We start from the raw sequence: 18,171 nt of genomic DNA, 5'->3' as shown, positions 1-18,171 counted from the left end.
CCGCCCTCTGCGAAGGGTCTCCCGGTGGCTTGCCAGGCTGCACGAGCCACCGGGAGACCCTTCGTGGTCAGCGGTAATCGGTGCCGGTGCCCGCCGGTGCAAAAACGGGCTCCCTTTGTGCGCGGATGTGCGCCAGACGATGCCGGCCCCAGCCACGACATGGGCCGGGTGTGATTGCTTGATGAGCAGACGGTTCTAGCGACGACCGGGCCTGCCAATCAGCCCACGGGTGGTTCCTCTTTTCTCCCGAGCCGAAGGCCGTTGGGCCTTCGGCGCCATTCTCCTGCCCATCAACGTCCCGGCCCGGCCATTGGCCTGGGCCACACGAACAGGAGAGACGACATGCACCCTCAACCTTGCGCACCGCTGCTGTACGGCAGACGGAGGTCGAGAACGGCATGCCCGCCTATCGCGCGGCCATCGCCAATGGTACGCTCGGCTGCAGCCGAGGCCGTAGCCCAAAGGCTGGACTACCTCTTTTGCAGAGGTAAACCTCGGGATGAACTGGGCGAAAACATGCCTTATGTGCCCGCCTTACGGCGAGCTGTTTCCGATGCTTCGCGCAGGATTTCCCGCCCCCCATTCGCTGCGATTGCGGCCACGATGACGCCCAGCACCAGATCCGGGATGTTCGACCCGAACCCCATCACCAGCACCCCGGACAGCACAATCGCACCATTGACGATGGAGTCGTTGCTGGTAAAGATCGCTGACGCCTTGAAGTTCACATCTTCCCCGCGATGGCGGCGCAGTAGTCTGAGGCACACTAGGTTCAAAGCCGCGTTCAGCGCGGCCATGGCCATCATGGCTGGGCCGACAGGCTCTTCCCCTCCAGCGAAGCGGCGTAGGACTTCCAACAGCAGCAGCGCGGCCAGGCCGATTAGCAAGAAACCCGACAAGCGGGCCGCGCCCACCTTGACCGTTGCCGCACGACCGACGGCATACAGGCTAACCGCATAGACCGACGCATCGGCGAGGTTGTCCAACCCGGCGCCCATCAGCGCCGTAGAGCCAGCCCAGATGCCAAGGGCAATGCCGGCGGCGGACTGCGTCAGGTTGATCAGCAACACAGTCAGAAGAATCTTTCGGTCCTTCGCATCGCTCGCATCTAGGCGGCCCAACTCGTCGTTTTCGTGATTTCTGTGGTTTTCAGCCATGCATTGTTCCTTCCAAATCGATGGATGCTGAAGCCTGTAGCGGCTGGAGAGTCAAGGCGCAGATGCAACGAACTTGCCACAGGGTCTTCCCGGACGCCCTTGACTCTACCGTAGCTAGAAGGTTTTCCAATCCAGTCAGAGCTTTAGGACAGAACAGATGAGCACCAATGCGCCCCCTTCATTGCGACTGTCATCCGGTATGGCTGCTATCCACTGATCCGTGGCGCCACTGCGGTTGTGCTCTTCGGCGAGCTCGCGACCGGCCGGCCGTCTTTTCCGACGGAGCTACTCACAGTGATCGTCGCGCTCGCTTGTGCCGCCTTGCTAGAGGGCGGGCGGCCTTTCCACTCCCCGTTGAGCCAGTAGCGGCGTTCCAAGCTGTGGTTGGCCGTCGGCGCATGGCTCGGCTTCTTGGTCGTGCATCTGGCCTTCCAGCACTCCAATCTGGGATACCGGGTCGGGCCGTTGGGATTGTTGATCGGGGTGGCTGAAGCCCATCGCTGGCATCACAAGCGTGAGCACGAAGACGCCCAAGTCAACTACGGCGATTTCTGGATGCCCGGGGGCCACTTGTTCAGCGCTTTCCGGTCGCAAAAGCACACGCTGGGCGCCAAAGAGTGACACTCAAGAAAGATGGACTTTCCAATGGACTACGGCCCGCAGCTTGTCTATCCCTTCCGGAGCCGGCCAGCAGCGGCAAACGCTTGCGCTGCTGGCTATACGATCTTGCCCACGTCGCATTCTTGCGCGAGTCGGGCCTTGCGGCTTCTTGCGAAGCGATCGCGAGTTGCGTGGCGTGCCCATGAGTCGGGCCGCGTCGTGGCGCACTGCTACCTTGGCCTGCACCTGCACCTGCGCAGCCACGCCGCGATGCTCGGTCTGGCCTGGAGAACCCGTAAGGTGGCGGAGATTGCGGCGCGCAGGTCGTCCGGCTCGCGCTGGCTCCTGTGGGCCACGCCCTCGGTCGCACGCCGTCTCAAAACGTCAGAATCGCGCGCTTTCGCATGATGGAGCGCGGCACGTGGCTCTCAGAACTGGACCCGATCACTTCCAGCACCGATGACACGCTCGAGCTTCAGGCGGGCTCGGCCAAGCTGTTGAGAATGCCGCACTCGCGCGAGGTTCGGGCGCTATCGCAGGAGCGTCGCAGATCCATTAACTCGCGCTCCAAGGCGCGCAATTCCTTCATCTTGGTCCGCACTTGCGCGATATGAGCGTCGACCAGCGCGTTCACCTCGCCGCAGCCCAACTCTGGCCGATCCCGTAAGTTCAGCAGTTGACGGATCTCATCCAGCGTCATGTCCTTCGCCCGGCAGCGGCGGATGAACAGCAAGCGCTGCAAATGGACTTCGTCATAGAGCCTGAAGTTGCCCTCGCTACGTGCAGGCTCGGGCAGCAAGCCTTCTGACTCGTAAAAGCGCACGGTCTGCACCAAGCAATCTGCCTTCTTGCCCAGTTCACCGATCCGCATCATGGTTGCTTCCTATAAAAAACTTGACTCTATATCTACTAGAGGTTTTCTAATGATGGCATCCGGGGAAAACCTTGTCAATGAAGAGCGATCTATGAACAAAGAACCTTCCAGCCCATGCGCCTGCTCCGGCGGCAATGGCCAACAGACGGCGTGCGCCAGTGAGCAGGCCAGCACTGAAACCACCGTTTTCCACGTGAGCAACATGGATTGCCGCAATGAGGAAGCACTGGTGCGGCGAACGCTGGAGGGCATGCCCGGTGTCGAGCGGCTCCTGTTCGATCTTCCGCAGCGTTTGTTGACCATTTCGCACCGCGAAGTCTCGGCCGATGCCTTGGAGCAAGCGCTGAATTCGGTGGGCATGAAGGCTCAGGCTGTCCGAGACGCCGCCGTGTCGACCACCTACCGCATCGAGAACATGGACTGCCCGAGCGAGGAGAAACTCATCCGCTCGCACCTCGGGGCAGTCGAGGGAATTCAGGACCTCGACTTCGACCTCGCTGAGCGCACCCTGTCGGTGAAACACCTCGCTCAGGCACGCGCGCAGATGGAGCAGGTCCTGGCCTCGATCGGCATGCGCGCCAAGGAGCAGACCTTCGGCCACACGGGGCCGATCGAAGCCGCGGCTGTGATCCCATCCTCGGCCCTGCAGCAGCAACCAACCGCTGCCGTTTCCGCGCCGCCGATCGGCGAGCGGGTGACGTACCGGATCGAGAACATGGATTGCCCGACGGAAGAAGCGCTGATCCGCGACCGGCTGGGCAAGCTGCCGGGTGTGACCGCGCTCGACTTCAATCTGATGCAGCGTGTGCTGGGAGTCCAGCACACGCTGGCGACCTCAGCGCCGATCGAGAAGGCGCTTGCTTCCATTGGAATGCAGGCTGCGCGGCAGGACATGCAGACAGCCACCACGGTACTTCGCATCGCGAAGATGGACTGTCCGACCGAGGAAAGTCTGATCCGCGGCAAGCTGCAAGGCATGCCGGGCGTGCAGGGAATGGATTTCAACCTGATGCAGCGCACGCTCACGGTTCGGCACACACCCGACGCGATCAAGCCGGCAGTCGAAGCCATCGAATCGCTGGGCATGGAAGCCGAGGTCCAGAGGACTGATGAGCCGCGCGATGCCCCGGTGGCCGCGCACAAGACCAATTGGTGGCCGATGGCGGTTTCGGGCGTTGCGGCGGTGGCCGCCGAAGGCGTGTACTGGGTCAACGACGGCAATCATTGGGCCGTGATCGTGCTGGCACTGGTTTCGATCTTCACCGGCGGCCTCAGCACCTACAAGAAGGGCTGGATCGCGCTGAAGAACCTCAACCTGAACATGAACGCCCTGATGGCCATCGCGGTCACCGGCGGCATGGCGATCGGCCACTGGCCGGAGGCCGCCATGGTCATGTTCCTGTTCGCGTTGGCGGAAGTGATCGAGGCGAAGTCGCTGGACCGCGCCCGCAACGCCATTCGGGGGCTGATGGACTTGGCGCCCGAGACCGCGACCGTGCGGCAGGCCGATGGCTCATGGACAGAGCTGCCGGCCAAGGAGGTCGCAAAGGGCGCGGTGGTCCGCGTGCGTCCTGGCGAGCGCATCGCACTGGACGGCCTGATCACCTCGGGTCGATCGGCCATCAACCAGGCGCCCATCACCGGCGAGAGCCTGCCCGTCGAGAAGGCCGAAGGTGACCAGGTCTTCGCCGGAACCATCAATGAGACCGGCTCTTTCGAATACAAGGTGACCGCAGGCGCCAGCGACTCGACGCTCGCGCGCATCATCCATGCCGTGGAGTCCGCGCAGGGCAGCCGTGCGCCCACGCAGCGCTTCGTCGACCAGTTCGCCCGCGTCTACACGCCGGCGGTGTTCGCGGTGTCCGTGCTGGTTGCCGTCGTGCCGCCGCTCGCCTTCGGCGGCGCATGGTTTGACTGGGTCTACAAGGCCCTGGTACTGCTGGTGATCGCCTGCCCCTGCGCTCTGGTCATCTCCACGCCGGTCACCATCGTCAGCGGCTTGGCCGCTGCCGCCCGACGCGGCATCCTGATCAAGGGTGGCGTCTACCTGGAGGGCGGGCGCAAGCTCAAGGCGTTGGCCCTGGACAAGACCGGCACACTCACACATGGCAAGCCCGAGCAGACCGACTTCGTGCCGCTGATCGGCGAGGCGCAGGAAGTTGCCGCCTGGGCCGCAAGCCTCGCGGCACGCTCGGACCATCCTGTGTCTCAGGCCATCGCCCGCAAGGCGAACCGTGACGGCATCGCGCTGCACGAGGTCGACGACTTCGCGGCGCTGCCTGGCCGCGGCGTGCGCGGCCGCGTCGCCGGGCGCATGTTGCACATGGGCAACCACAGGCTCGCCCAGGAGCTGGGCCTGAGCGAAGCGACGCTCCAGGCTCGGCTGGAGACCCTGGAGCGCCAAGGCAAGACAGCGATCCTGCTGATGGACGATGCGACCGTGCTCGGCATTTTTGCAGTGGCCGACACCGTGAAGGAAACCAGCCGTGAGGCGGTGGCCGACCTGCAGGCGCTGGGTGTGCGCACGCTGATGCTGACGGGGGACAACCAGCACACGGCCGCGGCCATCGCTGCCCAGGTCGGAATCTCTGAAGCCCGTGGTGACCAACTGCCCGAAGACAAGCTCAAGACCATCGAAAGCCTGGTCGGCGGCGAGGGCCAGGTGGGCATGGTGGGCGACGGCATCAACGATTCGCCCGCGCTCGCCCGTGCCGACATCGGCTTCGCCATGGGCGCGGCCGGCACCGACACCGCGATCGAAACAGCCGACGTCGCCCTGATGGACGACGACCTGCGCAAGATCCCCGCCTTCATCCGGCTGTCGCGTAGCACTGCGGCGATCCTCACGCAGAACATCGTTCTGGCCCTTGGCATCAAGGCGGTGTTCCTTGCGTTGACGTTCACAGGGCATGCCACCATGTGGATGGCTGTGTTCGCTGACATGGGGGCAAGTCTTTTGGTTGTCGTCAATGGGCTGCGCCTCCTGAAGTTCAAGGCGGCATGAACAATGGATGAACCATCTCTTCGCAAGACGCAGTGGTACTCACTCGCGATCGTTATATTCGCCGGCGATCAGGCAGCTAAGAGCTACATTGACGCGACAACTCCCTTGGGTTGGTCGCACGAGGTGGCGTCATTCTTCAACCTAGTTCACGCTCTCAATCCCGGCGCGGCGTTCAGCTTCCTTGCTGGCGCGGGCGGCTGGCAGCGGTGGTTTTTTCTGGCGATCGCGTTCGCAATATCGGCATGGCTCGCATGGCTGCTCTCCCGGCCGCTGCGCAAAACGGAAGGCCTTTCGTACAGCCTCATTCTGGGCGGCGCATTGGGCAACGCGTTCGACCGCGCCACGCGCGGGCACGTTATCGACTACATCGACTTTCACCTGCACGGCTGGCACTGGCCCGCCTTCAACATCGCTGACATGGCCATCGTGGGCGGGGCGATCGCGCTGGTGGCCCAGTCGTTCATGAGCGTGGAGAACCCGGCCGCCACAAAGGAGTCCCAGTGACATTGGGACGATCCGGAAATTCGCAATGCACACGGTGCAGGACACCAATCTGAAGAGAACGGCCCCCAGCATGAGCGGCCGCGGCTTGGCCCTCATGCTAGCGCCCACCGCCGCTTTTGCTGCAACGCCCTGTTGCGATGGCGGCGATTGCTGCAACGACGTCGCAATGCCTTGCTGTGAATAAACAGCACGCAAGCCAGTTGACCTGGCAATTATGAAAGTCCATCACGGCGATGCTGGCCTTTTTCGTTCCAATGAGCCGTCACGGAGAGGTGATGATGAAGCTATGCCGGGATCCTGCAAGCTTTAGGACGGTCTTCTTTACCGCATAGCGATATGCTGATGTCACCCGTTCGCCTCGCCTGGCAAGTACAAGTAGTTCGTCGCGGTTTTCTGGCCGTGTCCGCCCGCTTCGCTGGCCCTTTTGCCCCAAACAAGCGCAATCATGCCTGCGTTACCACCAAAGTTCGCCCCCGCCAGTTGCTGTTCCTAAAGGGCATCAAGCTCAACGCCATCGCCGACCGGCCAGCGTATTTCGCATCGCTGCGTGCCCGTCGGGGCCAGCCCATCGTCATCCTCGCAGAGCTGGGACCGGACGAGGCATTCGCCCTGTGGAAGCAGCATGTACTGGGCGACAGGCCTCGCTGACCCAGTTTCGCCTCATCCTCCTGACAGCCCCGCACTTATTGCGGGGCTTTCTTTTTTCCGCGTTCGCCAATCGGGGCTGTTGCAAATGCCGATTTCCGGCTGACGCGGCTCGCCTCGCGCATGAAGCTGCCCGCATGTGTCGCTGATTCGTCAGCACCATGCCAGCAGCCAGAGTTTCCAGGCTGCCGCGGATTCTTTCCGCGCTACCCGCCAGTCCGCCATCGCATCGAGTCTGCGGACGCGCGTCACCCGTGACGCCGATGCTTTTTTCTCAACCGCGTGCGGGAGCTGCCATCCCGTGAGGGACGAGGCCCCGCTTTTTCCAAGGAGCCCGTCCATGTCCCAGCAAGCCTCTTTCGGCCAGTTGGCCTTGATCCATTGCGGCAAGTTCCTGCCGCTCGAAATCCTGCATAGCGCCGCCGGCCACTACATCGGCACGCGCGATACAGAAGGTCCCGTTTCGCGGGAATCCTGCCAGTACTTCCGCAGCTATGCCGCGGCTCAACGTGCCCTCGAAAGAGGCGGCTGGTCCCAGCTCGCCACACCCTGATCCAACTGGAGGAACCACGTCATGAACCAGCTTTTGCCCCAGGAAGTCGTCGATCAGATCATGCGGGAAGAGCAGCATTTCGCCGCCGCGCCCCAAGCCTTCTTCGAGGTCTGGAAGCGCGGCGTCGAGATCGCAGGCCCGCAATGGTTTGGCGACGGCACGCGCGAAGGCCTGAACCAGGCAAAGAGCAAGTGGGATCTGCGTCCCGACATGCTGCGTGCCAACGACGCACTCGGCGTCCTGAGCAGCGGGGAACGCATGTTCCTGTCCGCCATGTTCAGCTTCTACAACGCGCGCGAGGGCGGTGCCATGCTCAAGCGCTGCCACTTCCAAGGACTGTCGGACTTCGATGGTCTCGATCTGCAACGTCGCCAGGTGATCGCCGACCTGCTGCTGAACTACAGCGGTTGGTGAGCCGGTCCCTGGCACACCTTCATCACTGCGTTCACGGGACCCCATGAGGGACATGCGCCTCGTTCGAGGCCATGTCCCTCGCGTTTTCTCCCCGCCCAGCGCCATCCGGCATCAGGCGGTTTCCCCTGCGGATGCCATCGTCCGCAAGGGCTGGCTCCGTTCATTCATCGAAAGGAGCCTTCATGGCCAACAACTACTACGAAGCCACCGGCGTTCTCGTGCTCGACCGTGTGACGCCCGTCATCCAGGCGCTGTTCGGCGCCTTCGCGCTGGACGAGAGCCACCCCGGCAACGGGCAGGCCTACATCGCCCAGATCGCCGAGACCACCAATCCGCAATGGCCGGACGTGCTCGATGGCCTGGAAGACCTGGCCACGCAACTCGGTATTCCGATGCCGGACGACGAAGGGCTGTCGATCCCGCCGCTGCTCGAACTGCTCGCCGTGCACTTCCGTGCCGATGAGGACGAAGAGCTGGGGAACTTGATCGACCGTCATTCGTTCGAGGACACCGCCGATCTCGACGCATTGTTTCTGATCGCCACCCGGTTCGATGACGGGCACCACCTGACCGCCATCCAGTTCGAGGGCTGCTGGTACTGCAGCAAGCCGCGGCTGTTCGAGTTCGGCGGCAACGGCTGCTACCTGAGCCGCGAGGTCCGCTTCATCAGCTCCTCCTCCCAGGCCCTCCAGCTCGGCGACCAATTGCGCAAGACCATTGTGGCCGCCGACATCGAAGAGGCTTCGGCCCTGATCGCGCTGGAGACCATCAATCTGCTGGCGGGCGTCAGCGACGAGCCATTCCGCATGAATTTGCGCCGGCGCGTCGCCGAGCGATTGGCCCAAACGCCAACGATCAGCGTCACCTGACGCTGTTTCCTTTCTTTCCACCCACCGGGGTCAATTCCCGGTGGCGGGGATTTGCTCCATCATTATTCTGTTGGAGAAATCCCATGTCCCAGAATCCCAATCCCTTTCTACGCGGCTACTGGAATCTGAAAATCGTCCGCACGCTGTCCATCAGCTACGAGGACGGAAGCCCGCATGTTTGGCGAAACATCCACCCGAGCCAGCAGCACCTCTGCGACGCGGCGCTGGTTTCTTCTCCTTGCATCATCACCAGCGACTTCGCGGTGGTCAGGACTGGCACCGAACCTGTCGGCGCCGCACTGATCGCCGAATGCGACGCGGCTGAAGGGGGCAGCGGCGAAGGCATGGTGGGTGCCGTGGTGTACGCGATCCACGGCGACGACTTCGACGGCCGCCCCGTCCACATTGGCGACACCTATTCGGCCGAGGCCGCACGGGAAGTCGTGCAGCGGTTGAGCTTCGAGACCGGCTACTACAGCCGGTGCTGGGAAATCAGCAGCGCGCACATCAGCCGCGAAACCGGCCAGTACCTGGCCAACCTGGCTGACCTCGCGACGCCGGAGGCCTTTTTGTTCATCGCGTTCCGGATTCCCTACAGCCCGGCGATCGGCGTCAAGCTGATCTCCACGCCCTGGACGGACCAGCACCTGCAGGACGTCGAGGGGATCGCCGCCGAGCAGCTTCGGCAGGAGCACCGCAGCAAGGGCATGCCGGACGAGCTGGCACAGATCCTTGAACTGGCCGGCCAGGCCGACGTGCGCATCCTCATCCTCGATGCCGACGCACCCGTGTTGCCGGGCCTATCGCTGGCCGGCGAATAGCTGCCACACACATCCCCGGCCTTCCTTGTCCTCACCGCATGCCGGCCCGGTCTCCCGCCAGAGAGCCGGGCCGGCGCACTTTCACAGGAGCGATCCCATGTTCCCCGACCTCATCACACCCGCATCCGACTTCGAGCACCAACTCGGAGCCTGCGTCAACGCCATGAGCCAGGAAGATGCCATCGGCCAGATCCTGGTATTCGAGCGCATGAGCGGCACGCTGCACATGCGCCATATCGCCAGCGCCGACCTGGTGGACACCGACGTGGACGACTACGAAATGGTCGTCTTCGACGGTGGCAACACAAGCGGCGACACGTGGAAACACGTGTTCTTTCCGCGTCAGCGCGAGCACTACTTCGTGTACCAAGCCTGATTCCTCCAGCCCCTTTCGAGGGGCTTTTTCTTGCCCGCAGCACAGGAAAACGGTTGTGGTGCGGTGCCGTTTCCTGCGGGCAGGCAGACCGCCCCAGGGCCATGCTTGCCCCATGTTCGTCGGCGTTGCCGGCACATGCCCAGGCAGTCGAGACCTTCGAGGCTGCAAGCGCGGGAAACCGTGCTGGTCGTTTCTTCCTACGGACCTACCGCGTCCATCCACGCCACCCACAAGGGACCTCTCCCTTGCGGGCGGGGAATCCCTTGTTTTTCCTCAAGGAGTTTCCCCATGGATCGTTCCCTCATCAAATCCATGATGCCTTCGCTGGTCGCAGGCCATGTGCCCCGCAACGTGCGGTCGTTCAAGTACCGCGTGTTCGATGATCAGCCGCTGTCCTCAACGCTGGGCTTCGCCATCGACCCCCAACCCTTCGACGGCAAGGTGGTCGCCGCGACCGACGATGCCATCGTCGTCAAGCTCAAGCCTTCCGAGTTCGCGGTGCTCGATCCCAGCCTGGTGACCACGGTTCCTGCCGAAGGCGCCAAGGTGCATGTCCAACCCTATGCCCGTCGTCGCTTCGACGGACTGCGCGCGGACACGCCGGAGGTCATCACCGAGGAGACTTCGGACGGCACGCCGTACACCATCACGAGGCACATCCTCGGCTCGGCGCCGGCCAAGCTGCCCATTCCCACGCCGCAGTGCATGGAGTTGGGCCAGCTCATCGAGCAGTTGGAGGAGATGCCGGCCCCCGATCGCTTCCGGCGCATCACCCACATGCTGGTGGATGCCGGTGCCCGCGACTTCACCTGGGTCGATCCCACGCCCTCCAAGATCATCGAGACCCCGCCGGCGATCAGCTTCACGGTCTCGACCGCGAAGTTCGAGGGCCGGGTGACGATCCTCTACGACCGCGGCGGAGACACCTACGTGGTGGAACTGCACCGTCAGAACGGTGAATCGGTCGAACTGGTCGATCGGCACGACGAGGTGTATTTCGACATGCTCGGCGAAGTGCTGGAGAGGCTCATCGACGACGGGCGCTGGCGCCAGATCGACGTGAGCATCCTCGACGCGAAAGCGGCCCGCAAGCGCCAGGCCGTCCCGGCATGACGCCCCGCAGCGAAACCGGGCGGTCCTGCGGCTGACCCGAGGCATCCGCCACGGCGTTCCAGCCGTTCCGGCCGCGTGCACTACAGGCCCTTCATCCCATCGGATGGAGGCCTTTCTCATTCTTCCACACAGGAGATTTCATCCATGTCACTGCGATTCAAAGGCGCTGACCTGCGCCCCGTGCTGACCGAAGCCATCGCCAATCAGGGGTCGTCTCAGAAAACGGAAAAAAATCGTACGCTAAGAGCCGAAGTGGGCCCTTTAGCAGCAATGCAAAGCTGCGATCAACGGGCAGGAAACATTGCCATGGTGCGCGTTGCACTCTCTCACTAGCGTCGACAGGGCCTCTTCCATCCGCGTGAGGTCCGCCATGCGTGCGCGCACATCGGCCAGCCGGTGAGCAGCCAGTTCGGCCGCCTCGCTGCAATGGGTGCCGTCCTCCAGTTTCAGGAGCTGGCCGACTTCATCCAGGCTGAATCCCAGGCGCTGGGCTGACTTCACGAACTTCACCCGCGCCACGTCCGCCTGCCCGTAGCGGCGGATGCGACCGTAGGGCCGCTCCGGCTGGGGTAGCAAGCCCTTGAGCTGATAGAAGCGGATCGTCTCCACGTTGACCCGGGCTGCCTTGGCGAAGGCCCCGATGGTCAGATTCTCTTGAGCGTTCTCCATGGCGCTTGACTCCGTAGTTGACTACGGAAGTAACGTTACAGCATCAAGCGAAGTCCCGGAAGGAGAACCTTATGTCGGAACCCAAGAACGGCTGCGGCGCACTGGCGACCGGCGGCGTCGCGGCCGTCCTCGCCTCGGCCTGCTGCCTCGGCCCCCTTGTCCTGGTCGCGCTCGGCTTCTCTGGCGCGTGGATCGGCAACCTGACCGTGCTGGAGCCGTATCGGCCGATCTTCATCGGCGCAGCGCTCATCGCGCTGTTCTTCGCCTGGCGCAGCATCTTCCGACCAGCCCATGCCTGCAAGCCCGGCGACGTTTGCGCCGTGCCCCAAGTGCGGACTGCCTACAAGGTGATCTTCTGGATCGTGGCCGCCCTGGTTCTGGTTGCCCTCGCGTTTCCCTACGTCCTGCCGCTGTTCTACTGAAAGGAGATCACCATGAAGAAACTCACCACCCTCACCACCCTCATCGCCCTGGCCGCCGCTCTAAGCGCGCCCGCCTGGGCTGCCACCAAGACCGTCACCCTGTCGGTGCCCGGCATGACCTGCGCCGCGTGCCCGATCACGGTCAAGACGGCTCTGTCCAAGGTCGCCGGCGTCGAGAAGGCCGAAGTCAGCTTCGAGAAGCGGGAGGCCGTCGTCACCTTCGACGAGGCCAAGACCAATGCCGACGCCTTGACCAAGGCCACCGCAAACGCGGGTTACCCGTCCAGCGTCAAGCAGTGAGGGCGTAATCATGGCCGAGGCGATCACCCTCCACATCGAAGGCATGACCTGCACGTCGTGCGCCGAGCACGTCCAGCAGGCTTTGACGAACGTGCCCGGCGTGCGCGCGGCCTCGGTGTCCTATCCGCAGCGGCAGGCCGAAATCGAGGCGGATGCAGGCGTGAGCGTGGCCCCGCTGGTTGCCGCAGTGGCCACGCTCGGCTATCGCGCACGGCTTACCGACACGCCGAACAAGCCTGCCGGCCTGCTAGACAAGGCGCTGGGCTGGCTCGGTGGCGAAACGAAGCATGTTGGCGGTGAACAAGCGCTGCACGTGGCTGTGATAGGCAGCGGCGGCGCGGCGATGGCGGCTGCCTTGAAGGCCGTGGAGCAAGGCGCCCGCGTCACGCTGATCGAGCGCGGCACCATCGGCGGCACCTGCGTCAATGTCGGCTGCGTGCCGTCCAAGATCATGATCCGCGCCGCGCACATCGTCCACCTGCGCCGCGAAAGCCCGTTCGATGCTGGCCTGCCGGCCGCAGCGCCCGCTGTACTGCGCGAGCGGCTGCTGGCCCAGCAACAAGGCCGCGTCGAGGAGCTGCGCCATGCCAAGTACGAAGGCATCCTGGCAAGCACTCCGGCCATCACCGTGCTGCGCGGCGAGGCCCGGTTCAGGGACACGCGCACGCTGACCGTGGCGACCGCTGACGGCGGCACGCACGAGGTGAACTTCGACCGCTGCCTGATTGCCACCGGCGCGAGCCCGGCGCTTCCGCCAATCCCGGGCCTTGCGGACACACCCCACTGGACCTCCACCGAGGCGCTGGAAAGCAGCTCGCTCCCCGAGCGGCTGGCCGTGATTGGTTCCTCCGTGGTGGCGGTCGAGTTGGCGCAAGCCTTCGCCCGGCTGGGCAGCCAGGTCACGATCCTGGCGCGCAGCACGCTGTTCTTCCGAGAAGACCCGGCCATCGGGGAAGCCGTAACAGACGCCTTCCGCGCCGAGGGCATCGAGGTGCTGGACCACACCCAGGCGAGCCACGTTGCCTATGCGGGCGGGGAATTCGTGCTCACCACCGGGCAGGGGGAAGTGCGCGCCGACAAGCTGCTGGTCGCCACCGGTCGCGCGCCGAACACGCGCAGCCTGAACCTTGAAGCGGCAGGCGTCGAAGTCAATGCGCAGGGAGCCATCGTCATCGACCGCGCCATGCGCACGAGCGCACCGCACATCTTTGCTGCCGGCGACTGCACCGACCAGCCGCAGTTCGTCTATGTGGCGGCGGCGGCCGGCACGCGCGCCGCGATCAACATGACCGGCGGCGACGCGGCGCTGGACCTGACGGCGATGCCGGCGGTGGTGTTCACCGATCCGCAGGTGGCGACCGTGGGCTACAGCGAGGCGGAAGCGCACCACGACGGCATCGAGACCGACAGCCGGCTGCTGACGCTCGACAACGTGCCGAGGGCGCTCGCCAACTTCGACACGCGCGGCTTCATCAAGCTGGTGGCGGAAGCTGGCTCAGGGCGGCTGATCGGCGTACAGGCGGTCGCGCCGGAAGCGGGCGAACTGATCCAGACGGCCGCGCTGGCGATCCGCCACCGGATGACCGTGCAGGAGCTGGCCGACCAGTTGTTCCCCTACCTGACCATGGTCGAGGGACTGAAGCTCGCGGCGCAGACCTTCAACAAGGACGTGAAGCAACTGTCCTGTTGCGCCGGATGAGGAAAAGGGAGGTGTTCGATGAACGCCTACAGCCGCGCCAACCGCCGCATCTACGCGGCCTTGTCCGATCCCCTGTCGGCCACCCACCGGCACCGCCTCGACGATCTGCTCAAGCGCCACGACAACGGCAAGACGACCTGGCTGGCCTGGCTGCGCCAGTCGCCCGTCAAGCCGAACTCGCGCCACATACTCGAACACATCGAGCGCCTCAAAGCCTGGCAGGCGCTCGACCTGCCTTCCGGCATCGAGCGGTCGGTGCACCAGAACCGCCTGCTCAAGATCGCCCGCGAAGGCGGCCAGATGACGCCCGCCGATCTGGCCAAGTTCGAGGCACAGCGCCGCTACGCGACCCTGGTGCGCTCGCCATCGAGGGCATGGCCACCGTCACCGACGAAATCATCGACCTGCACGACCGCATCCTGGGCAAGCTGTTCAACGCTGCCAAGCACAAGCATCAGCAGCAGTTCCAGGCGTCCGGCAAGGCGATCAACGCCAAGGTGCGGCTGGCCACCTCGATCAAGCAGGGCACGGTGACGGCCTCGCTGATGCTCAGGAAACTCGGCAGCTACCCGCGCCAGAACGGCCTGGCCGTGGCGCTGCGCGAGCTGGGCCGCATCGAGCGAACGCTGTTCATCCTGGACTGGCTGCAAAGCGTCGAGCTGCGCCGCCGCGTGCATGCCGGACTGAACAAGGGCGAAGCCCGCAACGCGCTAGCCCGCGCCGTGTTCTTCAACCGGCTGGGCGAAATCCGCGACCGCAGTTTCGAGCAGCAGCGCTACCGGGCCAGCGGCCTCAACCTGGTGACGGCGGCCATAGTGTTGTGGAACACGGTCTATCTGGAACGGGCCTCAAACGCCTTACGCGGTCACGGCCAGACTGTCGATGACGCCCTGTTGCAGTACCTGTCGCCGCTGGGCTGGGAGCACATCAACCTGACCGGCGATTACCTCTGGCGCAGCAGCGCCAAGATCGGCGCGGGCAAGTTCAGGCCGCTACGACCGCTGCAACCGGCTTAGCGTACGATTTTTTCCGTTTTCTGAGACGTCCCCAATCAGTGCCGCATTGTCCTGGTCAAGGATCAGGGCGTGTACTTCCTCGCCGAGCGTGGGGAGCGTCGCCCGGATGGGCGCCAGGCACTGCTCGCCTACGCCGTCGGATGCAACCCGGACACCGACCCGTTCGATGACTGGTGGCACCTCGCCGGCCGCGAGCTGGGCGGCGATGACTTCGCGGAGTATTTCGACCCGAAGGACGGCCTGTTCACGCGCCTCCAGCACTCGGCGGACGATCTCGTGCTTTCCGCCACCGCCACGCACCTGTCCTTAGCAGTGGTGCCTCCCGCCTGACGCGGCAACCGCCTCGCAGCCCCCGCATCGGGGGCCTTCTTTTGTTCGCACCGCCGCCATCGCCGCGCGTGCGCGTTTGTCTCCAGCCGCCGAGGCACGCCCCGCCGGCCACAACGCCGGCATGCCACCGGAGACAACCGCATGAACACGCCATCGACCTCGCCGAGGCTGCACCTCCTACCGGTGTCGCTGCGCACGGCCAATGCATTCGTTCTGTCGCACCATCGCCACCACCGCCCGGTCCAGGGCGCGAAGTTCGCCCTGGCCGTCACGCTGAGCGACAGCGACCTGATCCACGGCGTGGCCATTGTCGGCCGCCCGGTCGCGCGGCACCTGGACGCTGGAAGTCACGCGGCTGTGCACCGACGGCACACCCAGCGCCTGCAGCAAGCTCTACGGCGCGGCCTGGCAGGCGGCAAGGGCGCTGGGCTACATACGCCTGCTCACCTACACCATGCCCGACGAAGGTGGCGCCAGCCTGCGCGCCGCCGGCTGGCGGCTGATCGGCGCGCGCGGTGGCGGCGCCTGGAGCCGTCCCGGCCGTCCGCGCGCCGATACCCCCGAGCACCTGCGCGGCGCCAAGTGCCTGTGACAGGCGCCGGGTGGCGCGGACAAAGGGAAGCGCCCGGGTGCCGATTGATTGCTGCCGCGCGCGCGAGGCCCCGCCATGCTGGCCCCATGCCTGCTGACGTCGTCAGCGACATGCCAGGCAACCATCGGTCTTCGAGGTTGCGGCGCAGTTCCCACTGCGTGACCGAGCCAGCTCGCACCGCATCCTTCCGCGAGCGGCCACCAGCCTCTGGTGGCGGATGCTTTCGCCTTATCAACCCACCGCGGGGTCACGCACCTTCCCCGCATGCGTGGGCCGGTGTGTCTCCGCTTCATCCCAATGGAGATTCACCATGAACACCACGTCCAACGAGAAATCGTATTTCGACCTCCACACCTCGGGCATCGGCTACATCCAGCGTGTCCGTGAAGTGCCCGTCCGGGGCGGCCGCCGTGCGCAGCCTTTCCTGGCATGCACCATCGCCGCGCTGGTCGGCCCCGCCCGGGACCCCAGCTACCGCTACTTCGACGTCAAGGTCTCGGGTGCCGAGGCCAAGAAGCTCGTTCAGCGCTACATCGGCGTTGACGATCCCAAGCAGCGCCCGCTGGTGCGCTTTCGCCTCGGTGACCTGTGGGGCGATGTGTACATCCGCGACAAGGGTGAGCAGAAGGGTCAGGCCGCCGCGTCCCTCAAGGCGCGACTGCTCAAGGCCGAACTGATCGACCGGGCCGAACTGGCTTCGATCGAGCAGCACGAGTTGATCACCCGCGGCATCGGCTATCTCAATCGTGTGAAGGACGTCACCCCAAAAGCTGGCGACTCGTTCCTCTCTTGCACCGTCGCGGCACTGGCCGGGCCTGTCGATGAACCGGAGTATCGGTACTTCGACACCATCGTCGCCACCCCGGAAGCCGAGCACCTGGTTCGCCGGTGCGTTCAGGCCGTCGAGGGTGACCGCAAGGTGCTGATCGCCTTCCGTCTGAACGACATGAAGATCGATCCGTACATCCGCACCAAGGGTGAGCACGCCGGGGAACCGGCCGCCAGCCTGGAATCGACGCTGGTCCACATCGGTCTCATCAAGATCGACGGCACCCAGGTCTATCCGACGAGCCAGGCGCAAGCCGAGGCGCCGCCGGCCGAAGACGCATCCGCGTCCGAAGCCGACGATGCCATCGACACGGCCACCGAGCCCGCCGAGCGCGAGCCCGAGGCGCAAGTCCAGGAGCAGGAGCCGGCATTGGCTGCTTCGTTCTGATCCGGCACGGCCTCTCACGGGGCCTTGTCGCTTTTCCTCCCCACGTACGCCGCGTCCCCAGGACGCGTGCTTGCGCATTTCATCCCCCGAGTTCCGCGTGGTCTCACGGCCACGCGGTTGTCGAATTTCTCAAAGGAGATCAGCCATGTCTCTGGTATCCCGCTTTGCTCCGCAATCCCCGATCCTGCGCTCTGATCGCCCACTCTCGGACGACCGCATTCGTGCCGTCGTTCCGTCGATCTTCGCCGACGCTCCACATGGGAGCCGGTCCGATCGGTATGCCTACATACCGACCTCGACCGTGCTGACCAAGCTGCGCCAGGAGGGCTTCGAGCCCTTCATGGTGTGTCAGACGCGCGTGCGCAACGAAGACCGGCGCGAGTACACGAAGCACCTCATCCGACTTCGCCATGCAAGCCAGATCAACGGCGACGAGGCGAACGAGATCATCCTGCTCAACAGCCATGACGGCACGAGCAGCTATCAGATGCTCGCCGGCATGTTCCGGTTCGTCTGCCACAACGGCCTGGTTTGCGGTGACACCACCGCAGACATCCGCGTTCCCCACAAGGGCGACGTGGCCAGCCAGGTGATCGAAGGTGCCTACGGAGTCCTCGAAGGTTTCGAGCGCGTGCATAACGCGCGCGATGCGATGCGCACCATCACCCTCGATGAGGGCGAAGCGGAGGTCTTTGCGAACTCTGCGCTCGCACTCAAGTACGACGATCCGGCCAAGTCCACGCCTGTCACCGAGAGCCAACTGCTGGCCCCTCGGCGATGGGACGACCGCAAGAACGACCTGTGGGCCGTCTTCAACCGCGTCCAGGAGAACCTAGTCAAAGGGGGCCTGAACGGACGCACGGCCAACGGCCGCAATCAGCGCACCCGTCCGGTGCAAGGCATCGACCAGAACCTGCGCCTGAACCGGGCGTTGTGGCTGCTGGCCGAAGGCATGCGCCAGCTCAAGGCGTGATGCCACGCGGACCTCGCCCACCTC

The 18,171-nt window shown here is 64.6% G+C and carries 20 protein-coding genes and 3 pseudogenes; 20 read left to right on the top strand and 3 right to left on the bottom strand.

Annotated features, from left to right (window positions below):
• Nucleotides 1-521: 521 nt before the first annotated feature.
• On the bottom strand, nt 522-1,157 hold the full coding sequence (locus L0984_RS12310; RefSeq protein WP_003098972.1) for a cation transporter: 636 nt from the start codon (nt 1,155-1,157) through the stop codon (nt 522-524).
• Between the two features lie 384 nt (nt 1,158-1,541).
• Here L0984_RS12310 and L0984_RS12305 point away from each other — a divergent pair, with 384 nt between their 5' ends.
• On the top strand, nt 1,542-1,778 hold the full coding sequence (locus L0984_RS12305) for a hypothetical protein (RefSeq protein WP_003098970.1): 237 nt from the start codon (nt 1,542-1,544) through the stop codon (nt 1,776-1,778).
• Nucleotides 1,779-1,790: 12 nt separating this feature from the next.
• The gene (locus L0984_RS12300; RefSeq protein WP_011516992.1) at nt 1,791-2,165 is read left to right on the top strand and encodes a DUF3703 domain-containing protein; all 375 of its coding nucleotides are present in this window, start codon (nt 1,791-1,793) and stop codon (nt 2,163-2,165) included.
• 67 nt (nt 2,166-2,232) lie between these two features.
• Here L0984_RS12300 and cadR read toward each other — a convergent pair whose 3' ends face one another.
• Nucleotides 2,233-2,631: a Cd(II)/Pb(II)-responsive transcriptional regulator gene (gene cadR / locus L0984_RS12295; protein WP_003098965.1), complete on the bottom strand. Its 399-nt coding sequence runs from the start codon at nt 2,629-2,631 to the stop codon at nt 2,233-2,235.
• 91 nt (nt 2,632-2,722) lie between these two features.
• Between cadR and L0984_RS12290 the strand changes: the two genes are divergently transcribed.
• From L0984_RS12290 to L0984_RS12250, 9 genes are all read left to right on the top strand, one after another.
• On the top strand, nt 2,723-5,635 hold the full coding sequence (locus tag L0984_RS12290) for a heavy metal translocating P-type ATPase (protein ID WP_003098961.1): 2,913 nt from the start codon (nt 2,723-2,725) through the stop codon (nt 5,633-5,635).
• A 3-nt stretch (nt 5,636-5,638) separates the two neighbouring features.
• Entirely contained in the window at nt 5,639-6,139 is a 501-nt protein-coding gene (gene lspA, locus L0984_RS12285) for a signal peptidase II (RefSeq protein ID WP_003098955.1), read from the top strand.
• 336 nt (nt 6,140-6,475) lie between these two features.
• Nucleotides 6,476-6,787: a hypothetical protein gene (locus tag L0984_RS12280; RefSeq protein WP_003108988.1), complete on the top strand. Its 312-nt coding sequence runs from the start codon at nt 6,476-6,478 to the stop codon at nt 6,785-6,787.
• Between the two features lie 337 nt (nt 6,788-7,124).
• Nucleotides 7,125-7,337 (top strand): hypothetical protein, encoded by a 213-nt coding sequence (locus L0984_RS12275; protein ID WP_003116833.1) that lies wholly within the window; start codon nt 7,125-7,127, stop codon nt 7,335-7,337.
• 21 nt (nt 7,338-7,358) lie between these two features.
• The gene (locus tag L0984_RS12270; RefSeq protein ID WP_003116832.1) at nt 7,359-7,751 is read left to right on the top strand and encodes a hypothetical protein; all 393 of its coding nucleotides are present in this window, start codon (nt 7,359-7,361) and stop codon (nt 7,749-7,751) included.
• A gap of 182 nt (nt 7,752-7,933) precedes the next feature.
• Complete coding sequence (locus tag L0984_RS12265) at nt 7,934-8,620, top strand: hypothetical protein (RefSeq protein WP_003116830.1); 687 nt, start codon at nt 7,934-7,936, stop codon at nt 8,618-8,620.
• A gap of 83 nt (nt 8,621-8,703) precedes the next feature.
• Complete coding sequence (locus tag L0984_RS12260; protein WP_003116829.1) at nt 8,704-9,441, top strand: DUF5983 family protein; 738 nt, start codon at nt 8,704-8,706, stop codon at nt 9,439-9,441.
• A gap of 97 nt (nt 9,442-9,538) precedes the next feature.
• The gene (locus L0984_RS12255) at nt 9,539-9,817 is read left to right on the top strand and encodes a hypothetical protein (RefSeq protein ID WP_003116828.1); all 279 of its coding nucleotides are present in this window, start codon (nt 9,539-9,541) and stop codon (nt 9,815-9,817) included.
• Between the two features lie 288 nt (nt 9,818-10,105).
• Nucleotides 10,106-10,930, top strand: a complete 825-nt coding sequence (locus L0984_RS12250) for a hypothetical protein (protein ID WP_003098941.1) — start codon at nt 10,106-10,108, stop codon at nt 10,928-10,930.
• 261 nt (nt 10,931-11,191) lie between these two features.
• On the opposite strand, the gene merR is transcribed toward L0984_RS12250, so the two are convergent.
• Nucleotides 11,192-11,599 carry an Hg(II)-responsive transcriptional regulator gene (merR, locus tag L0984_RS12245; protein WP_003098939.1) on the bottom strand — a complete coding sequence of 136 codons (408 nt, stop codon included), beginning with the start codon at nt 11,597-11,599 and terminating at the stop codon, nt 11,192-11,194.
• A 71-nt stretch (nt 11,600-11,670) separates the two neighbouring features.
• On the opposite strand from merR, the gene merT reads away from it, so the two are divergent.
• The 9 genes and pseudogenes from merT to L0984_RS12205 all read left to right on the top strand — a co-directional run bounded on the left by merT (nt 11,671) and on the right by L0984_RS12205 (nt 18,147).
• Complete coding sequence (gene merT, locus L0984_RS12240) at nt 11,671-12,021, top strand: mercuric ion transporter MerT (protein WP_003116827.1); 351 nt, start codon at nt 11,671-11,673, stop codon at nt 12,019-12,021.
• Nucleotides 12,022-12,033: 12 nt separating this feature from the next.
• On the top strand, nt 12,034-12,321 hold the full coding sequence (gene merP / locus L0984_RS12235) for a mercury resistance system periplasmic binding protein MerP (protein WP_003116826.1): 288 nt from the start codon (nt 12,034-12,036) through the stop codon (nt 12,319-12,321).
• 10 nt (nt 12,322-12,331) lie between these two features.
• Entirely contained in the window at nt 12,332-14,020 is a 1,689-nt protein-coding gene (gene merA / locus L0984_RS12230) for a mercury(II) reductase (protein WP_003098932.1), read from the top strand.
• 18 nt (nt 14,021-14,038) lie between these two features.
• Nucleotides 14,039-14,554, top strand: a complete 516-nt coding sequence (locus tag L0984_RS30075) for a Tn3 family transposase (RefSeq protein ID WP_003098931.1) — start codon at nt 14,039-14,041, stop codon at nt 14,552-14,554.
• Nucleotides 14,518-15,036: pseudogene (locus L0984_RS30070) on the top strand (Tn3 family transposase); the annotation flags it as partial. The gene L0984_RS30075 and the pseudogene L0984_RS30070, both read left to right, overlap by 37 nt.
• Before the next feature lie 33 nt (nt 15,037-15,069).
• Nucleotides 15,070-15,366, top strand: a pseudogene (locus L0984_RS12220) (DUF3085 domain-containing protein); the annotation flags it as partial.
• A 141-nt stretch (nt 15,367-15,507) separates the two neighbouring features.
• Nucleotides 15,508-15,958, top strand: a pseudogene (locus L0984_RS12215) (XF1762 family protein).
• Nucleotides 15,959-16,268: 310 nt separating this feature from the next.
• Nucleotides 16,269-17,174, top strand: a complete 906-nt coding sequence (locus L0984_RS12210; RefSeq protein WP_003116825.1) for a DUF3577 domain-containing protein — start codon at nt 16,269-16,271, stop codon at nt 17,172-17,174.
• A 145-nt stretch (nt 17,175-17,319) separates the two neighbouring features.
• Nucleotides 17,320-18,147, top strand: coding sequence for a DUF932 domain-containing protein (locus L0984_RS12205; protein ID WP_003116824.1), 828 nt, complete (start codon nt 17,320-17,322; stop codon nt 18,145-18,147).
• Nucleotides 18,148-18,171 lie beyond the last annotated feature (24 nt).

Origin of the sequence: Pseudacidovorax sp. NFM-22 (genome assembly GCF_021401245.1) — a bacterium.
Taxonomy (GTDB): Bacteria; Pseudomonadota; Gammaproteobacteria; order Burkholderiales; family Burkholderiaceae_C; genus Xenophilus.
This window is presented reverse-complemented; position numbering and strand designations above follow the sequence as displayed.

Bases quoted from the DNA above. Each gene is read 5' to 3' on its own strand.
- L0984_RS12310 (WP_003098972.1), bottom strand. From the start codon at position 1,157: ATGGCTGAAAACCACAGAAATCACGAAAACGACGAGTTGGGCCGCCTA.
- L0984_RS12300 (WP_011516992.1), top strand. From the start codon at position 1,791: ATGGACTTTCCAATGGACTACGGCCCGCAGCTTGTCTATCCCTTCCGG.
- cadR (WP_003098965.1), bottom strand. From the start codon at position 2,631: ATGATGCGGATCGGTGAACTGGGCAAGAAGGCAGATTGCTTGGTGCAG.
- L0984_RS12290 (WP_003098961.1), top strand. From the start codon at position 2,723: ATGAACAAAGAACCTTCCAGCCCATGCGCCTGCTCCGGCGGCAATGGC.
- lspA (WP_003098955.1), top strand. From the start codon at position 5,639: ATGGATGAACCATCTCTTCGCAAGACGCAGTGGTACTCACTCGCGATC.
- L0984_RS12280 (WP_003108988.1), top strand. From the start codon at position 6,476: ATGCTGATGTCACCCGTTCGCCTCGCCTGGCAAGTACAAGTAGTTCGT.
- L0984_RS12275 (WP_003116833.1), top strand. From the start codon at position 7,125: ATGTCCCAGCAAGCCTCTTTCGGCCAGTTGGCCTTGATCCATTGCGGC.
- L0984_RS12270 (WP_003116832.1), top strand. From the start codon at position 7,359: ATGAACCAGCTTTTGCCCCAGGAAGTCGTCGATCAGATCATGCGGGAA.
- L0984_RS12265 (WP_003116830.1), top strand. From the start codon at position 7,934: ATGGCCAACAACTACTACGAAGCCACCGGCGTTCTCGTGCTCGACCGT.
- L0984_RS12260 (WP_003116829.1), top strand. From the start codon at position 8,704: ATGTCCCAGAATCCCAATCCCTTTCTACGCGGCTACTGGAATCTGAAA.
- L0984_RS12255 (WP_003116828.1), top strand. From the start codon at position 9,539: ATGTTCCCCGACCTCATCACACCCGCATCCGACTTCGAGCACCAACTC.
- L0984_RS12250 (WP_003098941.1), top strand. From the start codon at position 10,106: ATGGATCGTTCCCTCATCAAATCCATGATGCCTTCGCTGGTCGCAGGC.
- merR (WP_003098939.1), bottom strand. From the start codon at position 11,599: ATGGAGAACGCTCAAGAGAATCTGACCATCGGGGCCTTCGCCAAGGCA.
- merT (WP_003116827.1), top strand. From the start codon at position 11,671: ATGTCGGAACCCAAGAACGGCTGCGGCGCACTGGCGACCGGCGGCGTC.
- merP (WP_003116826.1), top strand. From the start codon at position 12,034: ATGAAGAAACTCACCACCCTCACCACCCTCATCGCCCTGGCCGCCGCT.
- merA (WP_003098932.1), top strand. From the start codon at position 12,332: ATGGCCGAGGCGATCACCCTCCACATCGAAGGCATGACCTGCACGTCG.
- L0984_RS30075 (WP_003098931.1), top strand. From the start codon at position 14,039: ATGAACGCCTACAGCCGCGCCAACCGCCGCATCTACGCGGCCTTGTCC.
- L0984_RS12210 (WP_003116825.1), top strand. From the start codon at position 16,269: ATGAACACCACGTCCAACGAGAAATCGTATTTCGACCTCCACACCTCG.
- L0984_RS12205 (WP_003116824.1), top strand. From the start codon at position 17,320: ATGTCTCTGGTATCCCGCTTTGCTCCGCAATCCCCGATCCTGCGCTCT.